Source organism: Streptomyces sp. SUK 48 (assembly GCF_009650765.1).
Lineage (GTDB): Bacteria > Actinomycetota > Actinomycetes > Streptomycetales > Streptomycetaceae > Streptomyces.
This window is the reverse complement of record NZ_CP045740.1, coordinates 4,356,305-4,379,267: the sequence shown is the minus strand read 5'-3', so window position 1 is coordinate 4,379,267 and position 22,963 is coordinate 4,356,305. Positions and strand designations below refer to the sequence as shown.

General features: G+C 69.8%; 25 protein-coding genes, 1 tRNA gene and 1 pseudogene. 18 read left to right on the top strand and 9 right to left on the bottom strand.

The window, feature by feature from the left end:
- Positions 1-3: 3 nt before the first annotated feature.
- From GHR20_RS37125 to GHR20_RS18985, 3 genes are all read left to right on the top strand, one after another.
- Positions 4-975: a helix-turn-helix transcriptional regulator gene (locus GHR20_RS37125; RefSeq protein WP_153813861.1), complete on the top strand. Its 972-nt coding sequence runs from the start codon at positions 4-6 to the stop codon at positions 973-975.
- Complete coding sequence (locus GHR20_RS37120) at positions 972-1,541, top strand: peptide deformylase (RefSeq protein ID WP_153813860.1); 570 nt, start codon at positions 972-974, stop codon at positions 1,539-1,541. The genes GHR20_RS37125 and GHR20_RS37120 overlap by 4 nt, the downstream gene beginning before the upstream one ends.
- Before the next feature lie 78 nt (positions 1,542-1,619).
- Positions 1,620-2,495 (top strand): GIY-YIG nuclease family protein, encoded by an 876-nt coding sequence (locus GHR20_RS18985; protein ID WP_153813859.1) that lies wholly within the window; start codon positions 1,620-1,622, stop codon positions 2,493-2,495.
- Between the two features lie 319 nt (positions 2,496-2,814).
- On the opposite strand, the pseudogene GHR20_RS18980 reads toward GHR20_RS18985, so the two are convergent.
- Positions 2,815-3,000 (bottom strand): annotated as a pseudogene (locus GHR20_RS18980) (tyrosine-type recombinase/integrase); the annotation flags it as partial.
- Positions 3,001-3,042: 42 nt separating this feature from the next.
- Between GHR20_RS18980 and GHR20_RS18975 the strand changes: the two are divergent.
- Positions 3,043-3,447, top strand: coding sequence for an NUDIX domain-containing protein (locus tag GHR20_RS18975; protein ID WP_153813858.1), 405 nt, complete (start codon positions 3,043-3,045; stop codon positions 3,445-3,447).
- A gap of 545 nt (positions 3,448-3,992) precedes the next feature.
- Positions 3,993-5,309 carry a hypothetical protein gene (locus GHR20_RS18970; RefSeq protein WP_153813857.1) on the top strand — a complete coding sequence of 439 codons (1,317 nt, stop codon included), beginning with the start codon at positions 3,993-3,995 and terminating at the stop codon, positions 5,307-5,309.
- Between the two features lie 515 nt (positions 5,310-5,824).
- Here GHR20_RS18970 and GHR20_RS18965 read toward each other — a convergent pair.
- Positions 5,825-6,139 (bottom strand): hypothetical protein, encoded by a 315-nt coding sequence (locus GHR20_RS18965; protein WP_100575771.1) that lies wholly within the window; start codon positions 6,137-6,139, stop codon positions 5,825-5,827.
- 150 nt (positions 6,140-6,289) lie between these two features.
- Positions 6,290-6,649 carry a hypothetical protein gene (locus GHR20_RS18960; RefSeq protein WP_153813856.1) on the bottom strand — a complete coding sequence of 120 codons (360 nt, stop codon included), beginning with the start codon at positions 6,647-6,649 and terminating at the stop codon, positions 6,290-6,292.
- 779 nt (positions 6,650-7,428) lie between these two features.
- On the opposite strand from GHR20_RS18960, the gene GHR20_RS18955 reads away from it, so the two are divergent.
- Positions 7,429-9,060, top strand: coding sequence for a DUF4041 domain-containing protein (locus GHR20_RS18955; RefSeq protein WP_153813855.1), 1,632 nt, complete (start codon positions 7,429-7,431; stop codon positions 9,058-9,060).
- Here the strand turns inward: GHR20_RS18955 and GHR20_RS18950 are convergent.
- From GHR20_RS18950 to GHR20_RS18935, 4 genes are read right to left on the bottom strand one after another with little or no spacing between them, the layout of a single operon-like run.
- Positions 9,050-9,811: a glucose 1-dehydrogenase gene (locus GHR20_RS18950; protein WP_153813854.1), complete on the bottom strand. Its 762-nt coding sequence runs from the start codon at positions 9,809-9,811 to the stop codon at positions 9,050-9,052. The two genes, GHR20_RS18955 and GHR20_RS18950, sit on opposite strands and share 11 nt — an antisense overlap.
- Positions 9,808-10,284 (bottom strand): cupin domain-containing protein, encoded by a 477-nt coding sequence (locus tag GHR20_RS18945; RefSeq protein ID WP_111585800.1) that lies wholly within the window; start codon positions 10,282-10,284, stop codon positions 9,808-9,810. Before GHR20_RS18945 ends, GHR20_RS18950 begins: the two co-directional genes overlap by 4 nt.
- Positions 10,285-10,305: 21 nt before the next feature.
- A complete protein-coding gene (locus tag GHR20_RS18940; RefSeq protein WP_111585799.1) occupies positions 10,306-10,890 on the bottom strand; it encodes a GNAT family N-acetyltransferase in 585 nt (194 codons plus the stop codon).
- Positions 10,880-12,976, bottom strand: coding sequence for a penicillin acylase family protein (locus GHR20_RS18935; protein WP_153813853.1), 2,097 nt, complete (start codon positions 12,974-12,976; stop codon positions 10,880-10,882). The genes GHR20_RS18940 and GHR20_RS18935 overlap by 11 nt, the downstream gene beginning before the upstream one ends.
- Before the next feature lie 96 nt (positions 12,977-13,072).
- Between GHR20_RS18935 and GHR20_RS18930 the strand changes: the two genes are divergently transcribed.
- Both GHR20_RS18930 and GHR20_RS18925 read left to right on the top strand, forming a co-directional pair.
- Positions 13,073-13,666 carry an HhH-GPD-type base excision DNA repair protein gene (locus GHR20_RS18930; protein WP_153813852.1) on the top strand — a complete coding sequence of 198 codons (594 nt, stop codon included), beginning with the start codon at positions 13,073-13,075 and terminating at the stop codon, positions 13,664-13,666.
- Between the two features lie 98 nt (positions 13,667-13,764).
- On the top strand, positions 13,765-14,460 hold the full coding sequence (locus GHR20_RS18925) for an HdeD family acid-resistance protein (RefSeq protein ID WP_153813851.1): 696 nt from the start codon (positions 13,765-13,767) through the stop codon (positions 14,458-14,460).
- Between the two features lie 119 nt (positions 14,461-14,579).
- Here the strand turns inward: GHR20_RS18925 and GHR20_RS18920 are convergent, their stop codons facing one another.
- Entirely contained in the window at positions 14,580-16,163 is a 1,584-nt protein-coding gene (locus tag GHR20_RS18920; RefSeq protein WP_153813850.1) for a helicase HerA-like domain-containing protein, read from the bottom strand.
- 133 nt (positions 16,164-16,296) lie between these two features.
- Here GHR20_RS18920 and GHR20_RS18915 point away from each other — a divergent pair, with 133 nt between their 5' ends.
- Positions 16,297-16,593, top strand: coding sequence for a type II toxin-antitoxin system VapB family antitoxin (locus GHR20_RS18915; protein WP_003986294.1), 297 nt, complete (start codon positions 16,297-16,299; stop codon positions 16,591-16,593).
- 202 nt (positions 16,594-16,795) lie between these two features.
- On the top strand, positions 16,796-17,446 hold the full coding sequence (locus GHR20_RS18910; RefSeq protein ID WP_243878073.1) for a LytR C-terminal domain-containing protein: 651 nt from the start codon (positions 16,796-16,798) through the stop codon (positions 17,444-17,446).
- Positions 17,447-17,549: 103 nt separating this feature from the next.
- On the opposite strand, the gene upp is transcribed toward GHR20_RS18910, so the two are convergent.
- A complete protein-coding gene (upp, locus tag GHR20_RS18905) occupies positions 17,550-18,185 on the bottom strand; it encodes a uracil phosphoribosyltransferase (protein WP_085568627.1) in 636 nt (211 codons plus the stop codon).
- Positions 18,186-18,279: 94 nt separating this feature from the next.
- Between upp and GHR20_RS18900 the strand changes: the two genes are divergently transcribed.
- The 8 genes from GHR20_RS18900 to GHR20_RS18865 all read left to right on the top strand — a co-directional run bounded on the left by GHR20_RS18900 (position 18,280) and on the right by GHR20_RS18865 (position 22,940).
- On the top strand, positions 18,280-18,483 hold the full coding sequence (locus GHR20_RS18900) for a hypothetical protein (protein ID WP_153813849.1): 204 nt from the start codon (positions 18,280-18,282) through the stop codon (positions 18,481-18,483).
- Positions 18,484-18,804: 321 nt separating this feature from the next.
- Positions 18,805-19,353: a hypothetical protein gene (locus GHR20_RS18895; protein WP_153816040.1), complete on the top strand. Its 549-nt coding sequence runs from the start codon at positions 18,805-18,807 to the stop codon at positions 19,351-19,353.
- 68 nt (positions 19,354-19,421) lie between these two features.
- Complete coding sequence (gene tadA, locus GHR20_RS18890; RefSeq protein ID WP_237520509.1) at positions 19,422-19,853, top strand: tRNA adenosine(34) deaminase TadA; 432 nt, start codon at positions 19,422-19,424, stop codon at positions 19,851-19,853.
- Positions 19,854-19,898: 45 nt separating this feature from the next.
- Positions 19,899-19,983 (top strand) — tRNA-Ser (locus GHR20_RS18885).
- A gap of 154 nt (positions 19,984-20,137) precedes the next feature.
- Positions 20,138-20,317: a hypothetical protein gene (locus GHR20_RS18880; RefSeq protein ID WP_037650636.1), complete on the top strand. Its 180-nt coding sequence runs from the start codon at positions 20,138-20,140 to the stop codon at positions 20,315-20,317.
- 10 nt (positions 20,318-20,327) lie between these two features.
- Entirely contained in the window at positions 20,328-20,621 is a 294-nt protein-coding gene (locus GHR20_RS18875) for a Dabb family protein (protein WP_153813848.1), read from the top strand.
- A gap of 164 nt (positions 20,622-20,785) precedes the next feature.
- Positions 20,786-21,640 carry an RNA polymerase sigma factor SigF gene (locus tag GHR20_RS18870; protein ID WP_111585792.1) on the top strand — a complete coding sequence of 285 codons (855 nt, stop codon included), beginning with the start codon at positions 20,786-20,788 and terminating at the stop codon, positions 21,638-21,640.
- 385 nt (positions 21,641-22,025) lie between these two features.
- Positions 22,026-22,940, top strand: coding sequence for an RNA polymerase sigma factor SigF (locus GHR20_RS18865; protein WP_111585791.1), 915 nt, complete (start codon positions 22,026-22,028; stop codon positions 22,938-22,940).
- Positions 22,941-22,963 lie beyond the last annotated feature (23 nt).

Below are 22,963 nucleotides of genomic sequence, written 5' to 3'. Positions count from 1 at the left end.
TTGATGGACGCGCGGGACGACGCTTCGACGGTTGAGCAGGCCGCCGAGGCGTTCGCGGCGGAGGTCGCCTACTGGCGTGAGGTGCGGGGGCTGTCCAAGCGGGAGCTGGCCCGCAGGATGGGCTTCGACCCGTCCTACGTCAGCCACGTCGAATCCGGGCGGCACAAGCCGACCGAGGACTTCGCCCGCCGTGCAGAGGACATCCTGAATGCGGGCAAGGCCCTGTGGAAACGCTGGCTCGACTTCGAGACGGCAAAGGCCCGCACGGCACCCTCGGCAGCCCCACCCCCGCCCCGCCGGGCCGAGCAGCCGTACGCGACGGGCTCGGCCATCGTCGTCGAGCACGACGCCGCACGCCTGGACTACGACGGGCGTCAGTACCGGCTGACGATGCGCCGACTGCTGCGGAACACCGGCAGCGAGCCGATCACCCGCTACCTGATCCGCATCAGCGTCGACCGCTACCCTGGCGAGCCCGAGCGCTCCAACGCCCACTACCGCGAGCACCCGCTGACCTGGGACGAACTCGCCCTGACGGCCACGTGCCACGGGGAGGACATGCGCTGGCAGGCCAAGCACGACCGCGACGCCTTCAAGGAAGTCTGGCTGCTCTTCGAGAACGGCCAGGGCCGGTACCCGCTGCACCCGGGCGAGTCGGTGTGGATCGAGTACGCCTACTCGGCGGGCGACGAGAAGTGGGGCCGCTGGTTCCAGCGCGCCGTCCGCCTGCCCACCGAGCACCTGGAGGTCGAACTCGCTTTCCCCGCCGCACTCGATCCCACGGTGTGGGGCACCGAGACCTCCATGACCGCCGAGGCGGCACCCTTGCGGACCGCCCCGATCCGGCGCAACGAGGACGGGGTAAGCGTCTTCTCCTGGAGCACGTCCACACCTGCCCTCCACGCCCGGTACCGTCTGGAATGGCGATTTCGGACCCGTCCCGAACGTGACACAAGCCAAGGGGAGTTCAGGTGATCGAGGTGCGGCCCAGCGAGCAGATGCGTGATCTCGGAGTCGTGCAGCACGGCGCCCCCGTCCTCGCCGAGCCCGCCCGCCCCTTCGACCTGCCGACCGAGCGTGAGGCCGCCGAGCAGGTCGTCGAGAAGCTGTTCACCTCGATGGAGCGCATCGGACAGGTCCACCCCTTCGCCAAGGGCATGGGCATCGCCGCACCACAGATCGGCATCGCCCGGGCCGCTGCCGTCGTCCGGCCCGCCGACCCCGCCGCACCCCCGGTCGTTCTGCTCAACCCCCGCATCACCGAATGCTCGGACGAGACGGATGAGCAGTTCGAGGGCTGCCTGTCCTTCTTCGACGTCCGCGGATTGGTCCCCCGGCCGCTACGGATCACCGTGGAGACCACCACGCTGGACGGTCAAACGGTGACCACCACCTACCAGCGCGGCATCGCCCGCCTCGTCCACCACGAGGTCGACCACCTGGACGGCCTGCTCTACACCGCCCGGATGCGGACCGGAACCGAACCCATCCCCGTCGAGCAGTACCGCCAGACCGGTCATGCCTGGACCTACGAGCAGTAGCGACCCATGGCCCACCTCGCAAAGAAGTTGGACAAGGTCGCCGACCATTTCGAAAGCTTTTGATTCCCAGGAGATAGTTTGAGCGAGAGCACCCGCGGCGTGATTTACATCCTCGCCAATTCCTTGATGCCTGGAGTTCTGAAGATTGGTCGCACTGGAAGGGGGCCAGTCGAACGCGCCAGGGAAATTTCACGCGCTACGGGCGTGCCGGAAGAATATGAGGTGATCTATGATCAGGTAGTTAGCGATGCCAAGGGTGCCGAGAAACGAATTCACTCCTTGCTGCAATCTCATCGCGTCAACCCGAAGAGAGAATTCTTTAGAATCTCAATCCGCGAAGCCATTCGCCACGTACAGGAAAGCTGTGCCCGCTATCCCGTGAATGAAGCGCGCGAAGCGGTCGAATTTGACGCCCTACCGGGGCTCGAAGAGCGAATGCGTCGGTGGATTAGGCGTGACCTCGTGGCTGTGAAATTCGTGCAGTACTCAGATCTGTGTCTGATCAGATGGGTGCTCCAGCCGGACTTTCGCAAGATTGCGGCACACGAGAATATATATGACCTGGGATGTATCGGCGACGAACGCGAACGATGCATGGAAGATTACGATCGACATCGCGATGAATACCGATGCGAGAGCGGCTTCTTCTGCCCAGTCCACTACTCCCCGAAAGAGAATTTCGACTCTTTCCTTGAGCTCGATCCATATTCAATGATCATGACGGGTCTCGATATTCTCAGCGATGAGGCTTCCGATTATGTTGCCCACCTTTGGGAGCGGCGTCGAATTAAACCACCAAAGCGGCTGGGTTGGACCGTTGTGGGTGCCAGCTATTCCATGATGGGCCCAGAAGAAGAGTGGCGCGAAGCCCTTGCTAAGCACGGAATCGCAAACAGCGACATGGATGCTGAAAGTGAAATCGTCCAGCTCTCAGGAAAACGGGATATCTTGTAGGTCAGAGATGGCATCGCCGATCGAATCAGCCTCGTTCGTCCTGGAGGCCGCGGCCAGCTCTGCGCGATGATCGCCGCCAAGGCTGCATCGAAGTCGGCCTGACATCCAGAACCCACATCAACGGCGGTGGGTTGCGGCGGTCGGGCTCGGCTCCTCACGGTGCGGGCAGCCGTGGGGGCGCAAGAGAGCGCTGCCGTCCGATCGAACTCCTAAAGCGGGTGTCGCAGGTTCGAATCCTGCCGGGGGCACCAGGGACAAGGCCACCTAGGAACGTTCCTAGGTGGCCTTTGACATCCACTTCTGACATCAGCGAGCACGGTCACTCACGACCAGGGCGCTTCCTGAGCAGCCGATCCATGTGGCTCATGGCCTCGCGCTGGGTGTCCTGCACGATGTGCGTGTACACGTCCATGGTGATGCTGATCTGCGAGTGCCCGAGAATCTCCATCACCACGCGGGGCGCCACTTCAGCCGCCGTGAGCATGGTGGCCGTGCCGTGCCGAGACGTGCCGAGCATCGTGCAGCCGGATCGCTCCACTCTGTGTCCGTGGCCGGAGTGGTCACCGGCGAGGACGGCCGACTCCTTGCGATCCGCCGCGCGGACAACGGCACTTGGGAACTCCCCGGCGGCGTACTTGAACTCGACGAGACCCCCGAGGCCAGCGTCGCCCGCGAGGTCTTCGAGGAGACCGGCATCCACGTCGAGGTGAACCAGCTCACCGGGGTCTACAAGAACACCACCCGTGGCATCGTCGCCCTGGTCTTCCGCTGCAAGCCCTCAGGCGGCACGGAACGTACGTCCAGCGAATCAACCGCGGTCGACTGGCTCACGCCCGAAGAGGTCAGCGAACGCATGGCCGAGGTCTTCGCGATCCGACTCCTGGACGCCTTGGACGGGAACGGGCCTCACGTACGGAACCATGACGGCAAGAGCCTGATCGCAGCGCGGTAGAACTTTCCCTACTTCATCAAGGCACCCGCCGCGCACGGCGCGGCGCGCGCGGCCCGTCGCCCGGGCCTGCGCTCCTGTCTACGCCCCGCTCCAGCCCGGCCGCCGGCCGCACGCCTGACAGCTCGGGTTGATGGGCGACGAACCCGCAATGCGGCCGAGGCGGTACGCGGGTACGACCTCAAGATGATGCCTCCGGCGGGGGCGCTCAGGCTCCGGGATGGCGGGGGCTCGCACGCGGGTGCCGGCCGGTGGGGTGTGTCGGTGGGGGCTCCCATCCCGTCTGCCATCGACCCAGGCAGAGCCGAGCAGACACGGCACCGGGCGTCCAGGTCGTTCGTACAGTGGCGCGCTCCACCTGGACGCCCGGCACCGCGTCTGCTCCACGTTGTGTGGGTCGACGGCAGACGGGATGGGAGCAGGGGCAGGTGTCACGAAGAGCTGGACCCGAAGCTGCGAAACCTCTCCGGGAGAGGCATCAAGTAGCTACCTTTCTCAGTACGACCAGAGCGTTGATGGCACCCCTTGTTAGACCTGGAGCAGCAAGAATGAGTGAAGTCCCTGAGGTAAGCGAAGAACTCATCACGGCCGGACTTCGCAGAGTATTCCGAATAAACGAAGAAGGAAACGGTAATTTCACCCTCCGGGATCCCATCCGGGTAGATGACGAGAAAACAATTACAGGAGTCACCGGACCCGAGATCTCCGAGATCTCCGACCGCCTGAATTCGGCCAAACTCAAGAGTGAAAGCTATTTTCAATGGGGCACTGAAGCCGAATTCTCACTCGTTTCACTCGACCCCATAGGGGCATTTGATCGATACTTCGACGAAAAGGAGTTCATCGGTCAGGGAGATAACCCCGTCACCTTCAAGGTCGGAAAGCCTTCGCGCGAGTTCTCTGCTTACCTTCTCTGCCTATTCGCAAAGAATCCTCTGCTCCTCCGGGCGCCTCGCCATCGAATGCTTCTCAATCGCATCAGATCCCTTGGCAGCGAACGTGCAAATCTCGGCATCACCAGAAGCAACCGCCGACCGCTGGATGCCGAATCACTATTCGACGCCGTCGGGGAATCGCTGCGTGTCACCACGTTGCGCATCAGCTCCACCAAGGTCCGGTCAGACTTCGAGAAACTGGCCAACTCCTTCCTTTTTCATGCCGCCTACAACACCGACATGGCGGCTCGAATCGGGCTCGATCCCGTGTTTCGAGCGCAAGCCATCCAACGGGTCAGAAGGACGCAATTCGATGCCCTTGAAGCCCCCAGGAAGACTTACGAGACCGACCTGGTTCACCACTACCTGATGGGAGTCGCCGCCGAAATCCCTCTATTGGAATACTTGGCCTACTATCACATCGCCGAGCATTACTTTGTAGAGGTATTTAATGAAGACTTGGTGAAGCAGGTTCGATCCAGCATTACGGACCCATCCTTCTCAACTCGCCGCGACAAAGACATTCAGTCGATTATTCGAATCGTCAACAAGGCGCAGCGTCAGGTAAAGGATGAAGGTGGAGTGAATGAGCAGCGCTCGCTCAAACTTGTCCTTGACAGATTCGTAAACCTAGATCGACTTGCGACTGATCTCGATGCGTACGATGCCAGCCTGGTCGACTATTACGCTCAAAGTGACGCGCCATTCGCCGGGGCGAGTAAGGCTGCGATTCGCGGGGCCGACGAAGAAGTAGCGCGTAACGCTATCGCAAAGAGAATCTACAAGGTGCGCAACGCTTTGGTGCATGCCAAGGAAGGGGAACTGCCGAAATACGCCCCATTCGCGCACGATGATGAACTGGCACGCGAGATACCTCTGATGCGATTTGCTGCAGAGCAAATCGTAATTGCGCAGGGAAGGGCTCTGTAGCTTTTCCAGCGTGGGCCCCTCCGGACTTTAGATCTCCTTTGTCGGTGGCGATGCGCGGGCTATTCGTGGCCGGGGCCGCCTCCTTAGTACTCTGGAAGGGCTCTGGACTGGCCCAACGTTTGTGCAGCACGCGCCTTCCAAAGTCGTTACCTCGTGCGAATAGGCTAGGAAGGTTCGCGCGCGGCCGGCGCTGGCAGGGCACTCTTGGCCATCGGCGCAGCCTGGCCGTCGGTTGGGTCCCGGGCTTGCACCGGGCCGCCCCCGGACAGAGCCAGGGATGCAGCTGCACTACAGAGCTGGACACCTCGAAAGCCGACCGCGCGCAGGTGGACGCTGTCCCGAGGCACTGACAGACGGCATCGAAGACCGTGCCACATCCGTGCCAGATCGCGCGGGGAACCACGGCGAACGAGGGGCGGTGTCGGGCTCTGGGGTGTCGATCAGCTCCCGCAGCATCTGTGCAGGTCAGGCGTGGCCCCACTCTCCCGCTCTCCTAAAGAGGTTGTCCAGCACCCTCACCGGCTCCACACCCGCTGGAAGTCTCCGGGCGAGATGGCCTCCAGCGGATCATCTTCAGGGTCGATCGCTTGGTCTGTCAGGAAGCCGTGCTCGTCCTCGAGGTGCTCCCAGCTGTAGCGGTGAAGCTGGCCGGCCGACGTCAGCTCGGCTTGCTTGATGACGATCAGCTCGCCGCGGTCGGGTACGGCCTCGATGTACCAGAGGCCGCCTTCCTCGTCAGCGTGGTGGAAATGGTGTCGCAGGGTGGCGTTCTCATCGAGTGCTCGGAAGTACGCCACGGTCTCCGCGTTGATGCGCTCCAGGTCAACCACAGGACTATCGTGCCAGCGAGCACACGCCGTTGCACCGTTCTGACATCCATGAGTGACATCAACGGCGCTGGACGCCAGCGCTCCTAGGCGGTCTGGCACGGCCAGCGTGACCAGGCGGCTACCCGGCAGTGCCACGCAGCGATCGAACTCCTAAAGCGGTGGCTTCATGGCAACCAGCGGCAGCGGCCAGCCGGCGCAGGCCACTGGTGCGCTGCCGTCCTCGGTGAGGAAGAGCAGCGTGGTCCATGTCCGATCGGCAGCGTCGATCAGCCCTGTGCGCACGGGCTGGCCATGTTCGCGGACGAGCTGAACTGCTCGTTCCAGCCCAAGAGGTTCGAGTCCATGTTTCCGCATGCGCTGAAGTCGGCCCTTGAAGACTCCGGCATGCTGGCCTGCGGGTTGTGCTCGGTCGCCCACCCAGTAGATGGCGCCGCTGCGGAGGGTGGCAAGAGCTAACACCCACGCCTCGTCATCACCGGCCAACAGCGATCCCAGCTCATGCCGTTCCATGGTCACCCCCCTTCTGGATCCTGTGGCACAGCAGCCAGGCACCGCAACCTCAGCAATCGCCCTCAGAAGGTGAAGGGGGGGCTGGCCGTGTGTCAGGCCGTCTCAGTTCCTGTCTCGTTGAGCGCGGTTCACGGCGGTTCAGACAAGGCCGAAGAACGCGACCGCTCCCACGAACAGCCGCCCATAAACGCAGGTGAATGGCCCTGTTCGTTGGTCCAGGGAACGCCACACAGTTGGAAAGCGTGCCTGAAGCGGAGGAGGAGGGCTTCGTGCGGATCCGTGCCCCGGGGGCAAATCTGGCCAACGTTCGCCAGCCGGGCCAGGAAGGATTCGACGCGTCCGAGGCCGTTGAGCGGTTACACCTCCACATCTGGCCGGCTCCTCACAGCGCACCCGCCGTGATCAAGCGATGGGCGGCTGCCATCTGACCGCCGGGGTTGCAGTTCGGGTTGCATTCACGCCCGTTCAGGCCCGTTCATCGCGCCCTGACGGGCAGGCTCAGCCGCAGTTCAGGACGCTAACGAACCCCGCCGGACAGCCAGACGAACAGTTGGAAAGCGTGTTGGGGGCAACCCCTCACGAGTTCGAATCTCGTATCCTCCGCCAGTGCCTCACCGGGCACGATGTCGAAGGGCCCCCTGGAAACAGGGGGCCCTTCGGCGTTGGGTAGCTCCTCGGCCGCGCGCGATCACAAGAAGGTCACATGGCGGAACAGGCGGGCGCCCCGGTCGCCGATCGCCCGGAGAATCGCGCTCTGCGCATTTCACTGGGGGGTGGGAATGAGCGCTTACCGCTTCAATCCGCCGCCGGGCTGGCCCGTGCCGCCCGCGGGATGGACGCCGCCGGCGGACTGGCGGCCCGATCCGTCGTGGCCCGCCGCTCCGGAGGGCTGGCAGTTGTGGATACCGGAGGGCGGCCCCGCACCCGGCACCCTTGCCGTCGGTCCCGCCACCGGCGCCCCTGTCGTCGGCGCCGCTCCCGCGGTCCCGGCGCCGCGCAAGGGCCGGTTGTTCGGGCGGCGCCGGGCGGACGCCGTCTCTGAGGCGGAGGAGTTGCGGGACTGGATCACGCGGACGCAGGGGCTGGACGCGGCCCGCGTCGCCGATCTCGTACGGCAGGCCGGGGCGGAGGCCACCGCACTGCGGGAGAGGGCGGTCGCCGAGGCCGGGGTCGAGGCCGGAGGGATCGTCGAGGACGCGCGGGCGACGGCGAAGGAGATCCTCGCCGACGCGCGTGAGACGGCCAGGGCGACGGACCGGCTGCGCAAGGACGCGGACCGGCACCGCGCGGACGTCTCCGCGGCCGGACGGCGGCTCGCCGAACTCCAGGCACGGATCGTCAACGCCGACGAGACCGCTCTGCTCCAGGAGGCGGGGATCTACGCCTACCGGCATGTCCTCCAGGACGCGATCGCCTACCGCAGCCGCCTCGACACCCTGCGGGACGAGATCAAGTCGCTGACCCGCGCGGGCCGGGCCGTGCACGCCGCCACGGACTGGACGGTCAACGGCTCCAAGCGCGAGGGCCAGAAGATGGTCCGCGACTTCTCCAAGCTCATGCTGCGCGCCTACAACGCCGAGGCCGACTACGCGGTGCGGTCCATGCGGCCGTACCGGCTCGGCTCGCTGGTCGACCGGCTCTACAAGAGCCGCGAGACGATCGCCAGGCTGGGCGCCACCATGCACATCCGGATCAGCGACGAGTTCCACGACGCGCGGGTGCGCGAGCTGGAGCTCACCGCCGACTACCTGCAGAAGAAGGACGAGGAGAAGGAGGCCCAGCGCGAGGCGCGGGCCCGGGAGCGGGAGGAGGCGGCCGTCCAGCGGGAACTGGACCGGCAGCGCGAGAAACTGAACAAGGAACTCGGCCACTACCAGTCGGCGCTGGAGCGTCTGCGCGAGCGCGGGGACGAGGGCGGTGCCGCGGAGCTGGAGGCCAAGCTGGCCGAGATCGAGAGCTCGCTCCAGGACGTCGAGTCCCGCGCGGCCAACATCCGTACCGGCTATGTGTACGTCATCTCGAACATCGGCGCCTTCGGCGATCGCATCGTGAAGATCGGCATGACCCGCCGGCTCGAACCCCTCGAACGGGTCTACGAGTTGAGCGGCGCGGCCGTCCCCTTCCGCTTCGACGTGCACGCGTTGATCTTCAGCAAGGACGCGGTCGGTCTGGAGGCGGAGCTGCACCGGCACTTCGCGCCCCAGCGCGTCAACCAGGTCAACAGCCGCAAGGAGTTCTTCTACGCCACGCCGGTGGAGGTGCGCGACGCGCTGCACCGGTTCGCCGGGCAGCACCTGATCGAGTTCACCGAGGAGCCCCAGGCCCTGGAGTGGCGGGCGAGCAGGAACGGGGACGCGGGCGGCGCCGCCGGACCGGGCGCCGCCCCGACGAGCGGAGCGCTCACCAGGTAGGCCCCGCCGACACGCCCCCGTCCACCACCAGATCGTGCCCGGTGATCCAGGAGGCGAGCGGGGAGGCCAGGAAGACGCAGGCGTCGGCGACGTCCTCGGGGCGGCCCAGGCGGCCGGTGGGGGCGGTGGCGAGCCAGCGGTGGACACCCTCCGGCCAGGCGTCGGCGAGGCCCGGGCGGTCGATGAGGCCCGGGGAGACCGTGTTGACGCGGATGCCGTCGGGGCCGTACTCCAGCGCGGCCGCCCGGGCGTGCGCCACGACCGCCGCCTTGGCCGCGCCGTAGTGGGCGTGGCCGGGGGCGGGGTGGGTCGCCTCGATGGAGGCGATGTGGGTGACGGTGCCGCCGCCGTGCGCGCGCAGATGGGCCGCGGCGGCCTGGGTGCAGGCGAAGACGCTGGTGAGGTCGGTGTCGATCACCGCGCGCCACTCGGCGGCGGTCAGCCGGGGCAGCGGCCGGACCGGCTGCACGGCCGCGTTGTTCACCAGCGCGGTGAGCCGGCCGCCGGACCAGTCCAGGGTGTCCCGCACCAGGCGGTGGCAGGCGTCCTCGTCGGTCAGGTCCGCGCGCAGCACCACCGCCCGGCCGCCCGCCGCGCGGATCCGGTCCGCGGTCTCCCCGGCCGCGGCGGTCGCCGTACGGCAGTGCAGCGCGACCGCCGCGCCCTGCTCGGCGAAGCGCAGCGCGATGGCGCGGCCGATGCCGCCGCCCGCGCCGGTCACCAGGGCGGTCTGTCCGTCGAGGAGGTTCATGGGCGGCACAGTTCCCTGATCCGGGCGGCCTCGGCGGGGTAACGCGCCGTGAGGTCCCCGGCCTCCCCGTGCTCGTAGTCCGCGAAGGTGAACCCGGGGGCCGTGGTGCAGCCGAACAGCGTCCAGGCGCCGCCCGGGGCCACCCGCGCCCCCATCCAGGTGCGGGCCGGGACGGTCAGCTGGACCTGCTGGCCGGCGCGTGGATCGGGGCCGAGGACGGCCGTGCGGGTGGTGCCGTCGGGGGCGAGCAGCAGCAGGCGCAGCGGGTCGCCGCGGTAGAAGTGCCAGATCTCGGCGTAGGGCAGGCGGTGCAGGGCGGAGTAGTCGTCCGCCGTGAGCAGGGCCACGATGGCGGCGCCCTCGGGGCGGCCGTCCGCCCGCTCGGGCCCCTCCCAGGTGCGCCGGAACAGGCCGCCCTCGCGGGGGATCGGTTCGAGTCCGTAAGTCGCGATCAGCTCGTGCGGAGTCGTCACCCCCGGAAGGCTACCCCCGCTCTACCGGCGTTCCAGGAAAGCGAGTTGGGCGTGCTTCTCGGGCAGGTACACATCGGGGATGTCCACCTCGGGCAGCACGACGGCGGGTCCGGTCACGAAGCCCTGGCGGACGAAGCGGGCGATCGCCTTGGCGTTGCGGACGTCCGGGTCGACCACGAGCCGCTGCCGGCCGAGGGCGGTCAGCGCGTACGTCGTCAGGACGGTGAGCAGCGCGGCAGACCAGCCGGGGCGGGCCCCGGCGGCGTCGGCGGGGGCCAGCAGGACGTGCACGCCGAGGTCGCCGGGGCGGACGTCGTAGCACTCGCCGACGCGGTCGGCCGCGGGCTCGTACGTCTGGAACAGGGCGGCCGGGGCGCCGTCCTTGGTGACGAGGTGGGCGTGGTGGGTGTCCAGGGTGGCCATGTGGGCGTAGATCTCGGCGACCTGGTCGCGGCTGAGGCCGGTCATGCCCCAGAAGGCGGCGCGTTCCTCGCTCACCCAGGCGTGGATCACGTCCGCGTCGGCGGCGGGGTCCAGGGGGCGGACGCGGACGGTGCCGAAGCCGTCGACGTGCTGTTCGTACGACGGGGACGGGTCAGTGGTCATCGGGGTGCTCCAGGGTGCGGTCGGGGGTGAGCCGGTGCCAGTCGGTGACGACGGGGGCGAGTTCTCCCCCGAGCCACAGGGGGAGTTGGTCGTGGTGGTGCGGGCTCCCGGGGACGCCGTCGGCGCCGAAGGGGACCACCCAGCGGCTGGCGTCCCGGTCGGCGAGGTCCCAGACCCAGCGGGCGGCGGGGCCGCGGGCGGCGCGGTCGGTGAGGCCGGGCAGGGCGGAGGTGCACAGCACGCAGTCGTGGTCGCCGGCGAGACCGGGGGCGGTCCGGCCGTCCGGCAGGGCCTGCCAGGGGGCGAGGCGGTGGGTGTCCGACCAGGTGCCGGTGGGCGGTTCGGCGGCCACGGCCTCGAGTGCCGTGCGAACGAGGGCCGGCCGGTCGATGCCGTACAGCTCCTCGGCGCGCAGCAGGTGTTCGAGGGCGAATCCGATGCGCGGGACGAGGGCCAGCCAGGGGCGCAGTGCCGCCGGGTACGCCGGGGGTTCGGTGAGCGGCGCGAACGCCGGCTGGGCGGCGAGGAGTCGTACGACCTCTCCGCGCAGCGCCGCGTAGAGCGCCGCGTCGCTGCTGTCGGCGTCCATGTGGCGGTCCCACCCGAGCAGCCGGTCGCGCAGCCGGGCCGCGGCCGGGGTGAGGCCGTCGAGCGCGGCGAGGTGGCCGAGGAGGGGCGCGGCGGAGGCGAGATGGGTGTCGGTGTGGATCGCGGCCATGTCCCCGGCGCTCCAGCGGCCGCCGGCGCCGAGGAGGGCGCGGATGCGGTCGGCGCGGTGCGGCGGGGCGAACTCCACGCCGAGCGGGGCGGCCGGGCCGCGCTGGTTGGCCATCACGGCGATGCCGTCCGGGACGGGGGCGTACGGCATCTCGTGCCAGCCCCGCCAGTCGTGGCCGGGGTGCCAGGCGGGCACCGGGTGGAGGCGGTTGGCGCGGGCGCGCAGCGGGACGCGTCCGGCGACGCGGTGCAGGGTGCCGCCGTCGGTGTCGGCCGCCTGGACGACGTTCACCGGCTCGGCCCAGGCGTCCACGGCCCGGTCGACGTCGGCGACGTTCCGCGCCCGCAGGAGCGGCAGCAGGGCGCTGAAGCCGAGGTCCTCCGTGACGCGGGGCGGGTAGCGCAGGGCGAGCGTCCCGCCGTCGGCGCCCTCCGGGTCGTACGGCGTCTCCGGTCCCCCCGCGATCACCGGGCCCCGCTCCGTCTCGATCACCTCGACCTCGACCGGCGCCTCCCCCGCGACCTCCAGCGTCTCGGTGTGCGCGTGCGCCGGGTGCCAGCGCCCGTCCGGGCCCAGCGCCTCCACCGCGGTACCCGCGCGGCGCAGGCGTTCGCGGTAGAGGTCCTGGTAGTCGGCCATGGCGTTGGTGATGCCCCAGGCGACCGTGCCCGCGTGGCCGAAGTGGGGGAGGCCGGGGATGCCGGGGACGGCCAGGCCGAGGGCGTCGAACTCGGGGCAGGCCAGGCGGATCTGCTGGTAGACGCCGGGGTCCTCGATGAAGCGGTGGGGGTCGCCGGCGAGCAGCGGCCGGCCGGTGGCGGTGCGGTCGCCGGAGAGCAGCCAGCCGTTGCTGCCCGCCGTGCCGGGGCCGTCGGTGGCGAACAGGCCCACCGCGTCCGGGCCCAGGTGCCGGATCGCCTGCTCGCGCCAGAGCTTGGCCGGGAAGCCCGCGAACAGGAGGTGGGTGGAGAGCCAGACGGCGAGCGGGGTCCAGGGCTCCCAGCGGCCCGGGGCGAGCGCGGTGCGGGCGAACTCCGGGGCGCGGCGGGCGCCGGCCGGCAGTCCCTCGTTGACGCCGTCGGCGTACGACCGTACCCAGCGCGCGGTCTCCGGGTCCCGGCGTTCCAGCGCGGCGAAGCAGCGGCGCGCGGTGTCGGCCAGGCGGGCCCGGCGGGCGAGGACGTCCCAGGGGACCTCCCCGGGGCCGAGGAAGGACGCGGACGTGCCCTGGGCGCGGTGCCGTTCGACCTCCAGCTGCCAGGCCCGGTCGAGCGCGGTGACCCGGCCCTGGGCGCGGGCCAGCGCGTGTACGTCCGCCGCGCGCACATGGGGAATGCCGAAGGCGTCGCGGTAGGTCTCGCTGGTCACCCCGAGCCCTCCAAATCTTAGGTTAGCCTTGCCTAATTTCCAACGGGGGGAATCGTACGCGACGCGCGATCATCCGCGACGCGGGATCATCGGCTCATGGACGTCACCCTGCACCTCGCCCAGGACCCGGCGGCCGACGCGCTGCTCGGCCGCTCGCCCCTCGCCGCGCTCACCGGGATGCTGCTGGACCAGCAGGTCCCGATGGAGTGGGCGTTCAAGGGGCCCCGGACCATCGCCGACCGGCTCGGCGCCGAGGACCTGGACGCGCACGAGATCGCCGCGCGGGACCCGGAGGCGTTCGCCGCGCTGCTCTCCGAGAAGCCCGCCGTACACCGCTACCCGGGCTCGATGGCCAAGCGCGTCCAGCAGCTGTGCCAGTACCTGGTCGAGCACTACGACGGGGACGCCGAGGCGGTCTGGCGGGGGGTCGGCAGCGGGGCCGAGCTGCAAAAACGCCTGGAGGACCTGCCGGGGTTCGGCCGGCAGAAGGCGCAGATCTTCCTCGCGCTGCTGGGCAAGCAGCTCGGGGTCACGCCGGCGGGCTGGCGCGAGGCGGCCGGCGCCTACGGCGAACGCGACGCCCACCGGTCCGTCGCCGACATCACCGGACCGGACTCGCTCACCAAGGTGCGCGCCCACAAACAGGAGATGAAGGCCGCGGCCAAGGCGGCGAAGGCGGCCCGGAAGTAGCGCCGGGAGCGGAGGCGGGCCCGGATGCGGGGTACGCCTGGTGGCCCACTTGGCCCACCCGGGTGGCGGACCGCGCGGAGCCGTTCCGAGCATGGAACATGACCGAGGCATCGCGTCACGGCCCGGAATGGGGCCGTGAGTACGACGACCAGCGCGTCCATGGCGGACATCCGCCGGGCGCCCCGCACGAACCGCAGGCGCGCCACGAGCGCCACGAGGCCGGGCCGCCGGTCGAGGGACCGCTGCACGCCCTGGCCAAGGCCGCCTGGCAGGTGGTCCTGGTCACCGGGATCGCCTCGCTGATCCTGGGCGTCCTGGTCCTGGTGTGGCCGGGCCACTCCCTGGCCGTGGCCGGTGTCCTCTTCGGGCTCTACCTGCTGGTCAGCGGCGTCTTCCAGCTGACCGCCGCGTTCGGCACCCATCAGGCGACCTCGCTGCGGGTGCTGGCGTTCATCAGCGGCGCGCTGTCGATCCTGCTCGGCCTGCTCTGCTTCCGCGGGCCCATGCAGTCGATCCTGCTGCTCGCCCTGTGGATCGGCATCGGCTGGCTGATCCGCGGGGTCACCCACACCATGGCGGCGATCTCCGACCCCCGGATGCCCGCGCGCGGCTGGCAGATCGTGCTCGGCGTGCTGACCTTCGTCGCCGGGATCGTGCTGATCGACTCGCCCTTCCGGTCGGTGGCCGTGCTGACCCTGGTCGGCGGCATCTGGCTGATCGTGGTGGGCATCACCGAGATCATCACCGCGTTCCGCATCCGCCACCGGGCGAAGCAGGTGCCGCAGACCGTCTGAACCCGTCCGGACCACCGGACCGGACGCGCTCGGCTGCGTCCCCGGTCCGGGGGCCGGTCACCACCGTCGCTCCGGCGGCCGGTCGCTCATGGCCTCCCCCGGGTCCGGCGGCCGGTCGCTCACCGCCTGCGGCGCGCCGTCCCGAACAGGGACCGGGTGATCTCGCGGCCCAGCTGGGTGCCGACCGAGCGGGCCAGGGACTTGAACATCCCGCTGCCGACGACCTGTTCGACCAGCGTGGGCTCCTCCTTCGGCGCCCGCGCCCGCACCGGCTCCGGCTGCGGCTGCGGCCGCGCGGCGGCGGGTGCGGCGGTCAGCTTCTCGTACGCCGACTCGCGGTCCACAGCCTGTGCATAACGGCCGTGGAGCGGCGAGTTCCGCACCGCTCCGTCCAGTTCGGCCGGATCCAGCGGGCCCATCAGGGACTCGGGGGCGCGCAGCCGGGTCGCGGCGACCGGGGTGGGGGCGCCGTTCTCGCCGAGCACGGTCACCACCGCCTCGCCGGTGCCGAGGCCGGTGAGCAGTTCCTCCAGGTCGTACGACGATCTCGGGAAGGTCCGTACGGTCGCCCGCAGCGCCTTCTCGTCGTCCGGGGTGAAGGCGCGCAGCGCGTGCTGGACGCGGTTGCCGAGCTGGCCGAGGACGTCGGCGGGCACGTCCTTCGGGGTCTGGGTGACGAAGAAGACGCCGACGCCCTTGGAGCGGATCAGCCGCACGGTCTGCGCGATCGAGTCCAGGAACGCCTTGGACGCGCCGTCGAACAGCAGATGCGCCTCGTCGAAGAAGAACACCAGCTTCGGCTTGTCGGCGTCGCCGATCTCGGGCAGGTCGTGGAACAGGTCGGCCAGCAGCCACATCAGGAAGGTGGAGAACAGCCGGGGTCTGTCCTGGACGGCGGCCAGTTCGAGGACGGAGACGATGCCCCGGCCGTCGTCGGCCGTCCGCAGGAAGCCGGCCGTGTCGAACTCCGGTTCCCCGAAGAAGTCCGCCATGCCCTGCGCCTCGAAGGCGGTGAGCGAGCGCAGGATCACCCCGGCGGTGGCCGTGGAGAGCCCGCCGATGCCCTTCAGCTCGGGTCTGCCCTCGTCGGAGGTGAGGAAGGCGACGACCGCGCGCAGGTCCTTGAGGTCGAACAGCTCCAGGCCCTTGGTGTCGGCGTAGTGGAAGATCAGGCCGAGGGACTGCTCCTGGGTCTGGTTGAGCCCGAGCACCTTGGACAGCAGGACCGGTCCGAAACTCGTGACCGTGGCCCGCACCGGGATGCCGTGGCCGAGGCCGCCGAGCGCGTAGAACTCCGCCGGGAAGCCGGCCGGGGTCCAGCTCCGGCCGACCTCGCCGGACCGCTGCCGCACCCGGTCGTTCTCCTGGCCGGGGCGCGCGATGCCGGACAGGTCGCCCTTGATGTCCGCGAGGAACACCGGCACCCCCTGCGCCGACAGCTGCTCGGCGATCAGCTGGAGGGTCTTGGTCTTGCCGGTGCCGGTGGCGCCCGCGACCAGGCCGTGCCGGTTGAGCATGGGCAGCGGGACGCGGACCGGGGCGTCCGGGTGGCAGGCGCCGTCCCACAGGAGGGCGCCGAGGTCGAGGGCGGGGCCCGAGAAGGCGTATCCGGCGGCGATCTCCCGGGCCGGGGCGGGGAGCCCGGCGGGGCCCGGGGACTCCGCGCCGGGACCGGCTCCGGGTTCCGCGTCGCGGTCGCTCATCTGCTCCCCCTGTCCCTTCACCACGGCCTCTGGAACCGATAGACGGCATTTGTCCTGTTTGTGGAACCTTTTCACGCGTCGCACTCCGGCGCCATGGCTGCGCCCGGAACGTCTGGGCCGGTAGGCTTTCCGTGTGATCTTCAAGCGCATCGGAAACGGCCGGCCGTACCCCGATCACGGCCGGGAAAGCACCCGGCAGTGGGCGGACGTCGCGCCGCGCCCGGTCCGCCTCGATCAGCTCGTGACGACCAAGCAGCAGCTGGACCTGGAAACCCTGCTCGCGGAGGACTCGACGTTCTACGGCGACCTCTTCGCGCATGTCGTGAAGTGGCAGGGCGATCTCTACCTGGAGGACGGCCTGCACCGCGCGGTGCGCGCGGCGCTCCAGCAGCGCCAGGTGCTGCACGCGCGGGTGCTCGAACTCGGCTGACCGGCTCGGCGGGGCGGCGCGGCCGACCGGTTCGGGGGCGGCGCGGCCGACCGGTTCGACCGACCGGAGCGGTCGGCCGGGCCCTCGCCGGCTACGCCGATCGGCCTTGTGAAGCCCGCCGATTGACCCTTTCGGGTTCCACTGAGCGCTCTCCGCTGATCATCTAATAGGCATCCCCGCTCCGGCGCACTACGCTGCGCTCATGAGCATGCTGACTCCCCCCGGCATGGGCGGCAAATACCGGATCACGGGGACGAAGTACCCCCGGATGCGCCGGCCCCGGCGGCGAGGCCGGCTGGTCGCGGCCGTACTGGCCTCCGCGTGCACCCTCGGTCTGCTCGGCTGGGGCACGCTGGAACTCATCGACGTCTTCGGCGGGGGCGGATCGACCGCCGGCGCCGCGAAGCGCTGCCCCGCCAAGGGCAAGGCCGACACGGCGCAGGCCGCGACCGCGCACGGCGGGAAGGTGCTGCCCCCGCCCGGCCGCATCACCGTGAACGTCTTCAACGCCACCGCCCGCACCGGGCTCGCCAAGGACACCGCGGACCAGCTGAAGAAGCGCGGGTTCAAGATCGGTGACGTCGGCAACGCCGGTGCGGACTACGACAAGAAGGTGAAGGGCGCGGGCGTGGTCCTCGGGCCGACGGCCGCGGTCGGCACGTCCCTGCCGGTGCTCGGCGCGCAGGTCGCGGGCGCGGAGCAGCGCCCCGACGGGCGCAAGGCAGCCACGCTCGACCTCATCCTCGGGGACCAGTTCAAGGGGCTGGTGAAGGCGGCGGACGCGGACCGGGCGGTGACGGCCCTGACCGCGCCCGCGACGGGCGTCGGCGCGCCGAAGAAGAAGGGCTGCTGAGGCTTCGTCGTCGGGCGCGGGTCCGGCGCGGCCGATCGCGCCCGCGCGGCGGAGCCGTTGATCGGCACGGCCCCGCGCCCCCTCGGCGCGCCGAGGGCTTCCGCTACTCCGCCGCGCCGTACAGCCGGTCGCCCGCGTCGCCCAGGCCCGGGATGATGTAGCCGTGCTCGTTGAGGTGGTCGTCGACCGCGGCCGTCACCACCGTCACCGGCGTGCCCGCCAGTTCGCGCTCCATCAGCTCGACGCCCTCGGGCGCGGCCAGCAGGACCACGGCCGTGACGTCGTCCGCGCCGCGCCGGATCAGCTCGCGGATGGCGGCGACCAGGGTGCCGCCCGTGGCCAGCATCGGGTCGAGGACGTAGACCTGGCGGCCCGAGAGGTCCTCCGGCATCCGGGTGGCGTACGTGGAGGCTTCCAGCGTCTCCTCGTTGCGGATCATGCCCAGGAAGCCCACCTCGGCGGTCGGCAGCAGCCGGACCATGCCGTCGAGCATGCCGAGACCGGCGCGCAGGATCGGCACGACGAGCGGGCGGGGGCGGGCGAGCTTCACACCGGTGGTGCGCGCGACCGGCGTGTCGACGTCGACGATCTCGGTGCGCACGTCCCGCGTGGCCTCGTAGGCGAGCAGGGTGACCAGTTCGTCGGCGAGCCGGCGGAAGGTCGCGGAGTCGGTGCGCTGGTCGCGCAGCGTGGTGAGCTTGTGAGCGACCAGGGGGTGGTCGACGACGTGGAGGCGCATGCCCATAACGGTACCTGCGCCCCGGACCGGTCCGTGCTGGCGTCAAACCGGCCGTCGGGGGCAGGGTGACAGGGACGGACTGGGGTGGTGTGACGTGTCTGACCTGCCTGATACTCCCGGCGGCGCGTACGGCGCCAGGGCCACGGGTCCCGAGACCGAGGCCGAACGGCGGCGCCGCAGAGCCCGGTTCCTGCGCGAGCTGGCCGAGGCCCGGGCCCTGCGCGACCGGGTCCAGCCGCGACGCGCCAAGGCGGCCCGGCTGCGCCACGCGATGCGGATGCGCACCTTCCGCTGGTAAGGCCGGGGCCATGAGCTGGGACCCCTGGGCAAGAAGCGGGTGAGGAAGATCGCCGGCCGGGCCCGAGTTTCCCCGGCGGGCGTGCGTGAGCGTCCCGTAAAGCCGCGTACGATCCGCAGGTGGCCGCAATGAGAGCGCTGGTGACTCTGTGACGATTCACGCTCAGAACCGCCAGACACAGGGGGCCGAAGACGTCCCCTGAACGCCTTGTTTCTGCCACGATTCCGAGTGGGTGGGGCTCGGAGCCCAGCTCTCCCCGCCCAAGAACCTCCGCCGGGGGGACCCCCAACCGGCACGCCTATGACCAGTGGGAGAGTCACGGTGTACTTCGCCGCACTGCTCGCGCGCACCGAAGACGGGTGGGAAGCGAGCGACACAGAGCTCGACGATGTGGAGACCCTGTCGGATCTGGCCGATCTGGCCCGTGAATCCTCTCCCGAGGAGGACACGGTGCTCGTCCTGATCGAGCAGGAGGACGCGTGGTTCGGCGTCGTTCGCGTGGACGGGGAGGACGACCCCCGCATCTACGTCTCGGACGCGGCCGCCGCCGCCCGCAGCGCCTACGGTGAGCTGCTGCTCACCGATGAGCTGCTGGGCCGGGAGCCCGGTGCCGCCGACGGCCCCGACCTGGACGAGCTCGACCTCGACGGCACCGAGGACGGCGAGTCCGACGCCGCCGCCGACGACGACGACGGGGACGAGGAGGGCGGCACGGGCGACGCGGTGCCGCACAGCCCGGTCGGCGACAGCGAGATCCTCGACGACCTCGGCATCAGCGAGAAGGAACTGCGCTCCCTGGACGCCGAGGACGCGCTCGGCTCCATCGCCGAGGCCCTGGGCGCCTCGGAGGTGCTGGAGACCGTCCGCTGACCGCGGGACGAACGGTGGACGGCACCCGAGCGGCACCGGACCCGGTGCGCGACCCCTGGCGGGACGCGATGCGGCTCGCCCTGGCCGAGGCCGGGGCGGCTGTCCGGGGCGGGGACGTCCCGGTCGGCGCCGTCGTCCTGTCCCCGGACGGCACGACGGTGCTCGCCACCGGGCACAACGAGCGCGAGGCCACCGGCGACCCCACGGCCCACGCGGAGGTGCTGGCGATCCGCCGGGCCGCCGCGCGCCTCGGCGAGTGGCGGCTGACCGGCTGCACGCTCGTGGTCACCCTGGAGCCCTGCACCATGTGCGCGGGCGCGCTGGTGCAGTCCCGGGTGGACCGGGTGGTCTACGGCGCCCGGGACGACAAGGCGGGCGCCGCGGGATCGCTGTGGGACGTGGTGCGCGACCGGCGGCTCAACCACCGCCCGGAGGTTGTCGAGGGCGTCCTCGCAGGGGAGTGCGCCGCGCTGCTCACGGAGTTTTTCCGGGACCGCTGACCACCGATTTCGAACCACGCCCCACCGTGCTGTAAGGTCTCCCTCGGTAGCGTGTCCGAGCGGCCGAAGGAGCTCGCCTCGAAAGCGAGTGTGGCGCAAGTCACCGAGGGTTCAAATCCCTCCGCTACCGCTTTTGGAAGGGCCCCGTCACAGACGGGGCCCTTTCCGCATCCGCCCAAATCGCTTTGCGCGGCGGGCCGTTGGCCCCCGATAAAGGGGTGAACGTTACACTCACCGCCGGCAGGCAGGGGCCCATCGGGCCATGGACACACGGGAGGGCCGCGGTGGCGGTGAACGCCAAGAAGATCGTTCTGTACGCGCTCGTGGTCTTCGTGCTGTACGTGATCATCACGGACCCGGCCAAGGCGGCCAGCTATGTCCAGATAGGGTTCGAGGGCATATCGGACGCGGCCAGGGCCATCGGGGACTTCATGACCTGGGCCGCCAACGGAGGAAAGAACTGAGGTACTCCGCATGATCCGCCACCTGGTCCTGTTCAAGCTCAACGAGGGCGTCGAGCGCGACGATCCGCGGGTCGTGGCGGGCGTGGCGGCCTTCCGGGCGCTGCCGGAGCAGATCGGGGAACTGCGCTCCTGGGAGTGCGCCTGGAACATCACCGACCGGCCGATCGCCTACGACTTCGCGATCAACTCGGCGGTCGAGGACACCGGAGCCCTCCAGCGCTACCTGGAGCACCCGGCCCATCAGGCGGGCGTCGCCCTGTGGCGCGAGTTCGCCACGTGGGTGATCGCGGACTACGAGTTCTAGGCCCCCTTCCCGCCGAGCCTCCCCGAAGCCTCCCGCCGCGCAGGCGGGGGGCTTTCGCGCGTTTCACGGCCCAACTTGTCAATGTTTGAACACAACACGGTGTTATCCGGTGCTTGCACACAGTGCACATGTCTTGTGATGCTATGACCGCTTTTGACGGATGATTGACCGAAGAGGTGGCGTTGACCGTGCCGGCCAGTACTGCGCCGCCCCAGGAGGAGGCCCCCGTCCCCGCCTCTGTGCCCCCAGGGAAACGCCGCGGCGCGGACACCCGGGCCCTGACCCAGGTGCTCTTCGCCGAGCTGAAGGACCTGGCCCCCGGCACGCCGGAGCACAACCGGGTGCGGGGCGCGCTGATCGAGGCGAACCTCCCGCTCGTGCGCTACGCCGCCGCCCGCTTCCGCTCCCGCAACGAGCCCATGGAGGACGTGATCCAGGTCGGCACCATCGGCCTGATCAACGCCATCGACCGCTTCGACCCGGAGCGGGGCGTGCAGTTCCCGACCTTCGCCATGCCGACCGTCGTGGGCGAGATCAAGCGGTACTTCCGGGACAACGTCCGCACCGTGCACGTGCCGCGCCGGCTGCACGAGCTGTGGGTACAGGTGAACAGCGCCACCGAGGACCTGACCACGCTGCACGGCCGCTCCCCCTCCACCGCCGAGATCGCCGAGCGGCTGCGGATCAGCGAGGAGGAGGTGCTCAGCTGCATCGAGGCGGGCCGCTCGTACCACGCCACCTCCCTGGAGGCCGCGCAGGAGGGCGACGGGCTGCCCGGGCTGCTGGACCGCATCGGCTACGAGGACCCGGCCCTGGACGGCGTGGAGCACCGCGACCTGGTCCGCCACCTCCTGGTCCAACTCCCCGAGCGCGAGCAGCGAATCCTGCTGCTGCGCTACTACAGCAACCTCACCCAGTCGCAGATCAGCGCCGAACTCGGCGTCTCCCAGATGCACGTCTCTCGGCTGCTCGCCCGCAGCTTCCAGCGGCTGCGCTCGGCGAACCGCATCGACGCGTAGGCGCCGGCATCGGCCGCCCCACAAGAGGGCAGACGTATAACAGAGCCCCGGGCGCATACCGGGCAAGTCGGTGGTCGCACAGTAGGCGCACCGAAGCACACACCCGAACAGCCCTGCATCGCAAACCCGATCGAGCGCTCACCGCCGCGAGCGATTCGCTCACCAGGGCCGTTGCCGGAGTTGAGGACCCGAAAGCCCGTCAGACCCCTTTTATCCAGGGGTGATTCGGATCTCTCGTGTCGACATGTCACTACAGCGTGTTGCCGACATGTGACATTCTGCCGGGGACGCGTTTGCCGGGGCTCTCGCACCGGTATTCAGGTGAAGGCTGCGTTGCTCGACCGACGGCGCGGCCGCGACCGTCCCGCGACCCGAAGGGGGTGGCATGTCCGCAGAACAGGGCAGCTCGAAAGTGCTGACGCCCGCGAAAAGCGAGGCGGCGCCCAAGGAGCTCGACGCACTCGACGTCCTCGACGGCATCGAGGGCGTCACGTCCCTCGACGCCGTGCCGGCCCCGGCCACCCCGCCCACGGGCGAGGCCATCGACACCCGCACCCTGTCCCGCTCCCTGTTCCTGCGCCTGGCCGCGCTGGGCGAGAACAGCCCCGAGCGCGCCTACGTCCGGGACACCCTGATCGAGCTGAATCTGCCGCTGGTCCGCTACGCGGCGGCGCGCTTCCGCTCGCGCAACGAGCCGATGGAGGACATCGTCCAGGTCGGCACCATCGGCCTGATCAAGGCGATCGACCGCTTCGACTGCGAACGGGGCGTGGAGTTCCCGACGTTCGCGATGCCGACGGTGGTCGGCGAGATCAAACGCTTCTTCCGTGACACCTCCTGGTCGGTGCGCGTGCCGCGCCGCCTCCAGGAGCTGCGCCTGGCCCTCACCAAGGCCAGCGACGAGCTGTCGCAGAAGCTGGACCGCTCCCCCACGGTGACCGAACTGGCCGCCGTCCTCGGGGTCTCCGAGGAGGACGTGGTCGACGGCCTCGCGGTCGGCAACGCGTACACCGCCTCCTCGCTGGACTCCCCGGCCCCGGAGGACGACGGCGGCGAGGGCTCCCTGGCCGACCGCCTCGGCTACGAGGACACGGCCCTGGAGGGCGTGGAGTACCGCGAGTCCCTCAAGCCGCTGCTGGCCAAACTCCCGCCCCGGGAGCGGCGGATCATCATGCTGCGCTTCTTCGCCAACATGACCCAGTCGCAGATCGGCGAGGAGGTCGGCATCTCCCAGATGCACGTCTCCCGGCTGCTCACCCGGACCCTGTCCCAGCTGCGCGAGGGTCTGATCTCGGACTGAGGGTTCTCATCTGACGGGACGTC

Bases quoted from the DNA above. Each gene is read 5' to 3' on its own strand.
- GHR20_RS18920 (WP_153813850.1), bottom strand. From the start codon at position 16,163: ATGAGCGACCGCGACGCGGAACCCGGAGCCGGTCCCGGCGCGGAGTCC.
- GHR20_RS18940 (WP_111585799.1), bottom strand. From the start codon at position 10,890: ATGACCACTGACCCGTCCCCGTCGTACGAACAGCACGTCGACGGCTTC.
- GHR20_RS18970 (WP_153813857.1), top strand. From the start codon at position 3,993: ATGAGTGAAGTCCCTGAGGTAAGCGAAGAACTCATCACGGCCGGACTT.
- GHR20_RS18955 (WP_153813855.1), top strand. From the start codon at position 7,429: ATGAGCGCTTACCGCTTCAATCCGCCGCCGGGCTGGCCCGTGCCGCCC.
- GHR20_RS18930 (WP_153813852.1), top strand. From the start codon at position 13,073: ATGGACGTCACCCTGCACCTCGCCCAGGACCCGGCGGCCGACGCGCTG.
- tadA (WP_237520509.1), top strand. From the start codon at position 19,422: ATGCGGCTCGCCCTGGCCGAGGCCGGGGCGGCTGTCCGGGGCGGGGAC.
- GHR20_RS18925 (WP_153813851.1), top strand. From the start codon at position 13,765: ATGACCGAGGCATCGCGTCACGGCCCGGAATGGGGCCGTGAGTACGAC.
- GHR20_RS18960 (WP_153813856.1), bottom strand. From the start codon at position 6,649: ATGGAACGGCATGAGCTGGGATCGCTGTTGGCCGGTGATGACGAGGCG.
- GHR20_RS18875 (WP_153813848.1), top strand. From the start codon at position 20,328: ATGATCCGCCACCTGGTCCTGTTCAAGCTCAACGAGGGCGTCGAGCGC.
- GHR20_RS18950 (WP_153813854.1), bottom strand. From the start codon at position 9,811: ATGAACCTCCTCGACGGACAGACCGCCCTGGTGACCGGCGCGGGCGGC.
- upp (WP_085568627.1), bottom strand. From the start codon at position 18,185: ATGCGCCTCCACGTCGTCGACCACCCCCTGGTCGCTCACAAGCTCACC.
- GHR20_RS18910 (WP_243878073.1), top strand. From the start codon at position 16,796: ATGAGCATGCTGACTCCCCCCGGCATGGGCGGCAAATACCGGATCACG.
- GHR20_RS37125 (WP_153813861.1), top strand. From the start codon at position 4: ATGGACGCGCGGGACGACGCTTCGACGGTTGAGCAGGCCGCCGAGGCG.
- GHR20_RS18865 (WP_111585791.1), top strand. From the start codon at position 22,026: ATGTCCGCAGAACAGGGCAGCTCGAAAGTGCTGACGCCCGCGAAAAGC.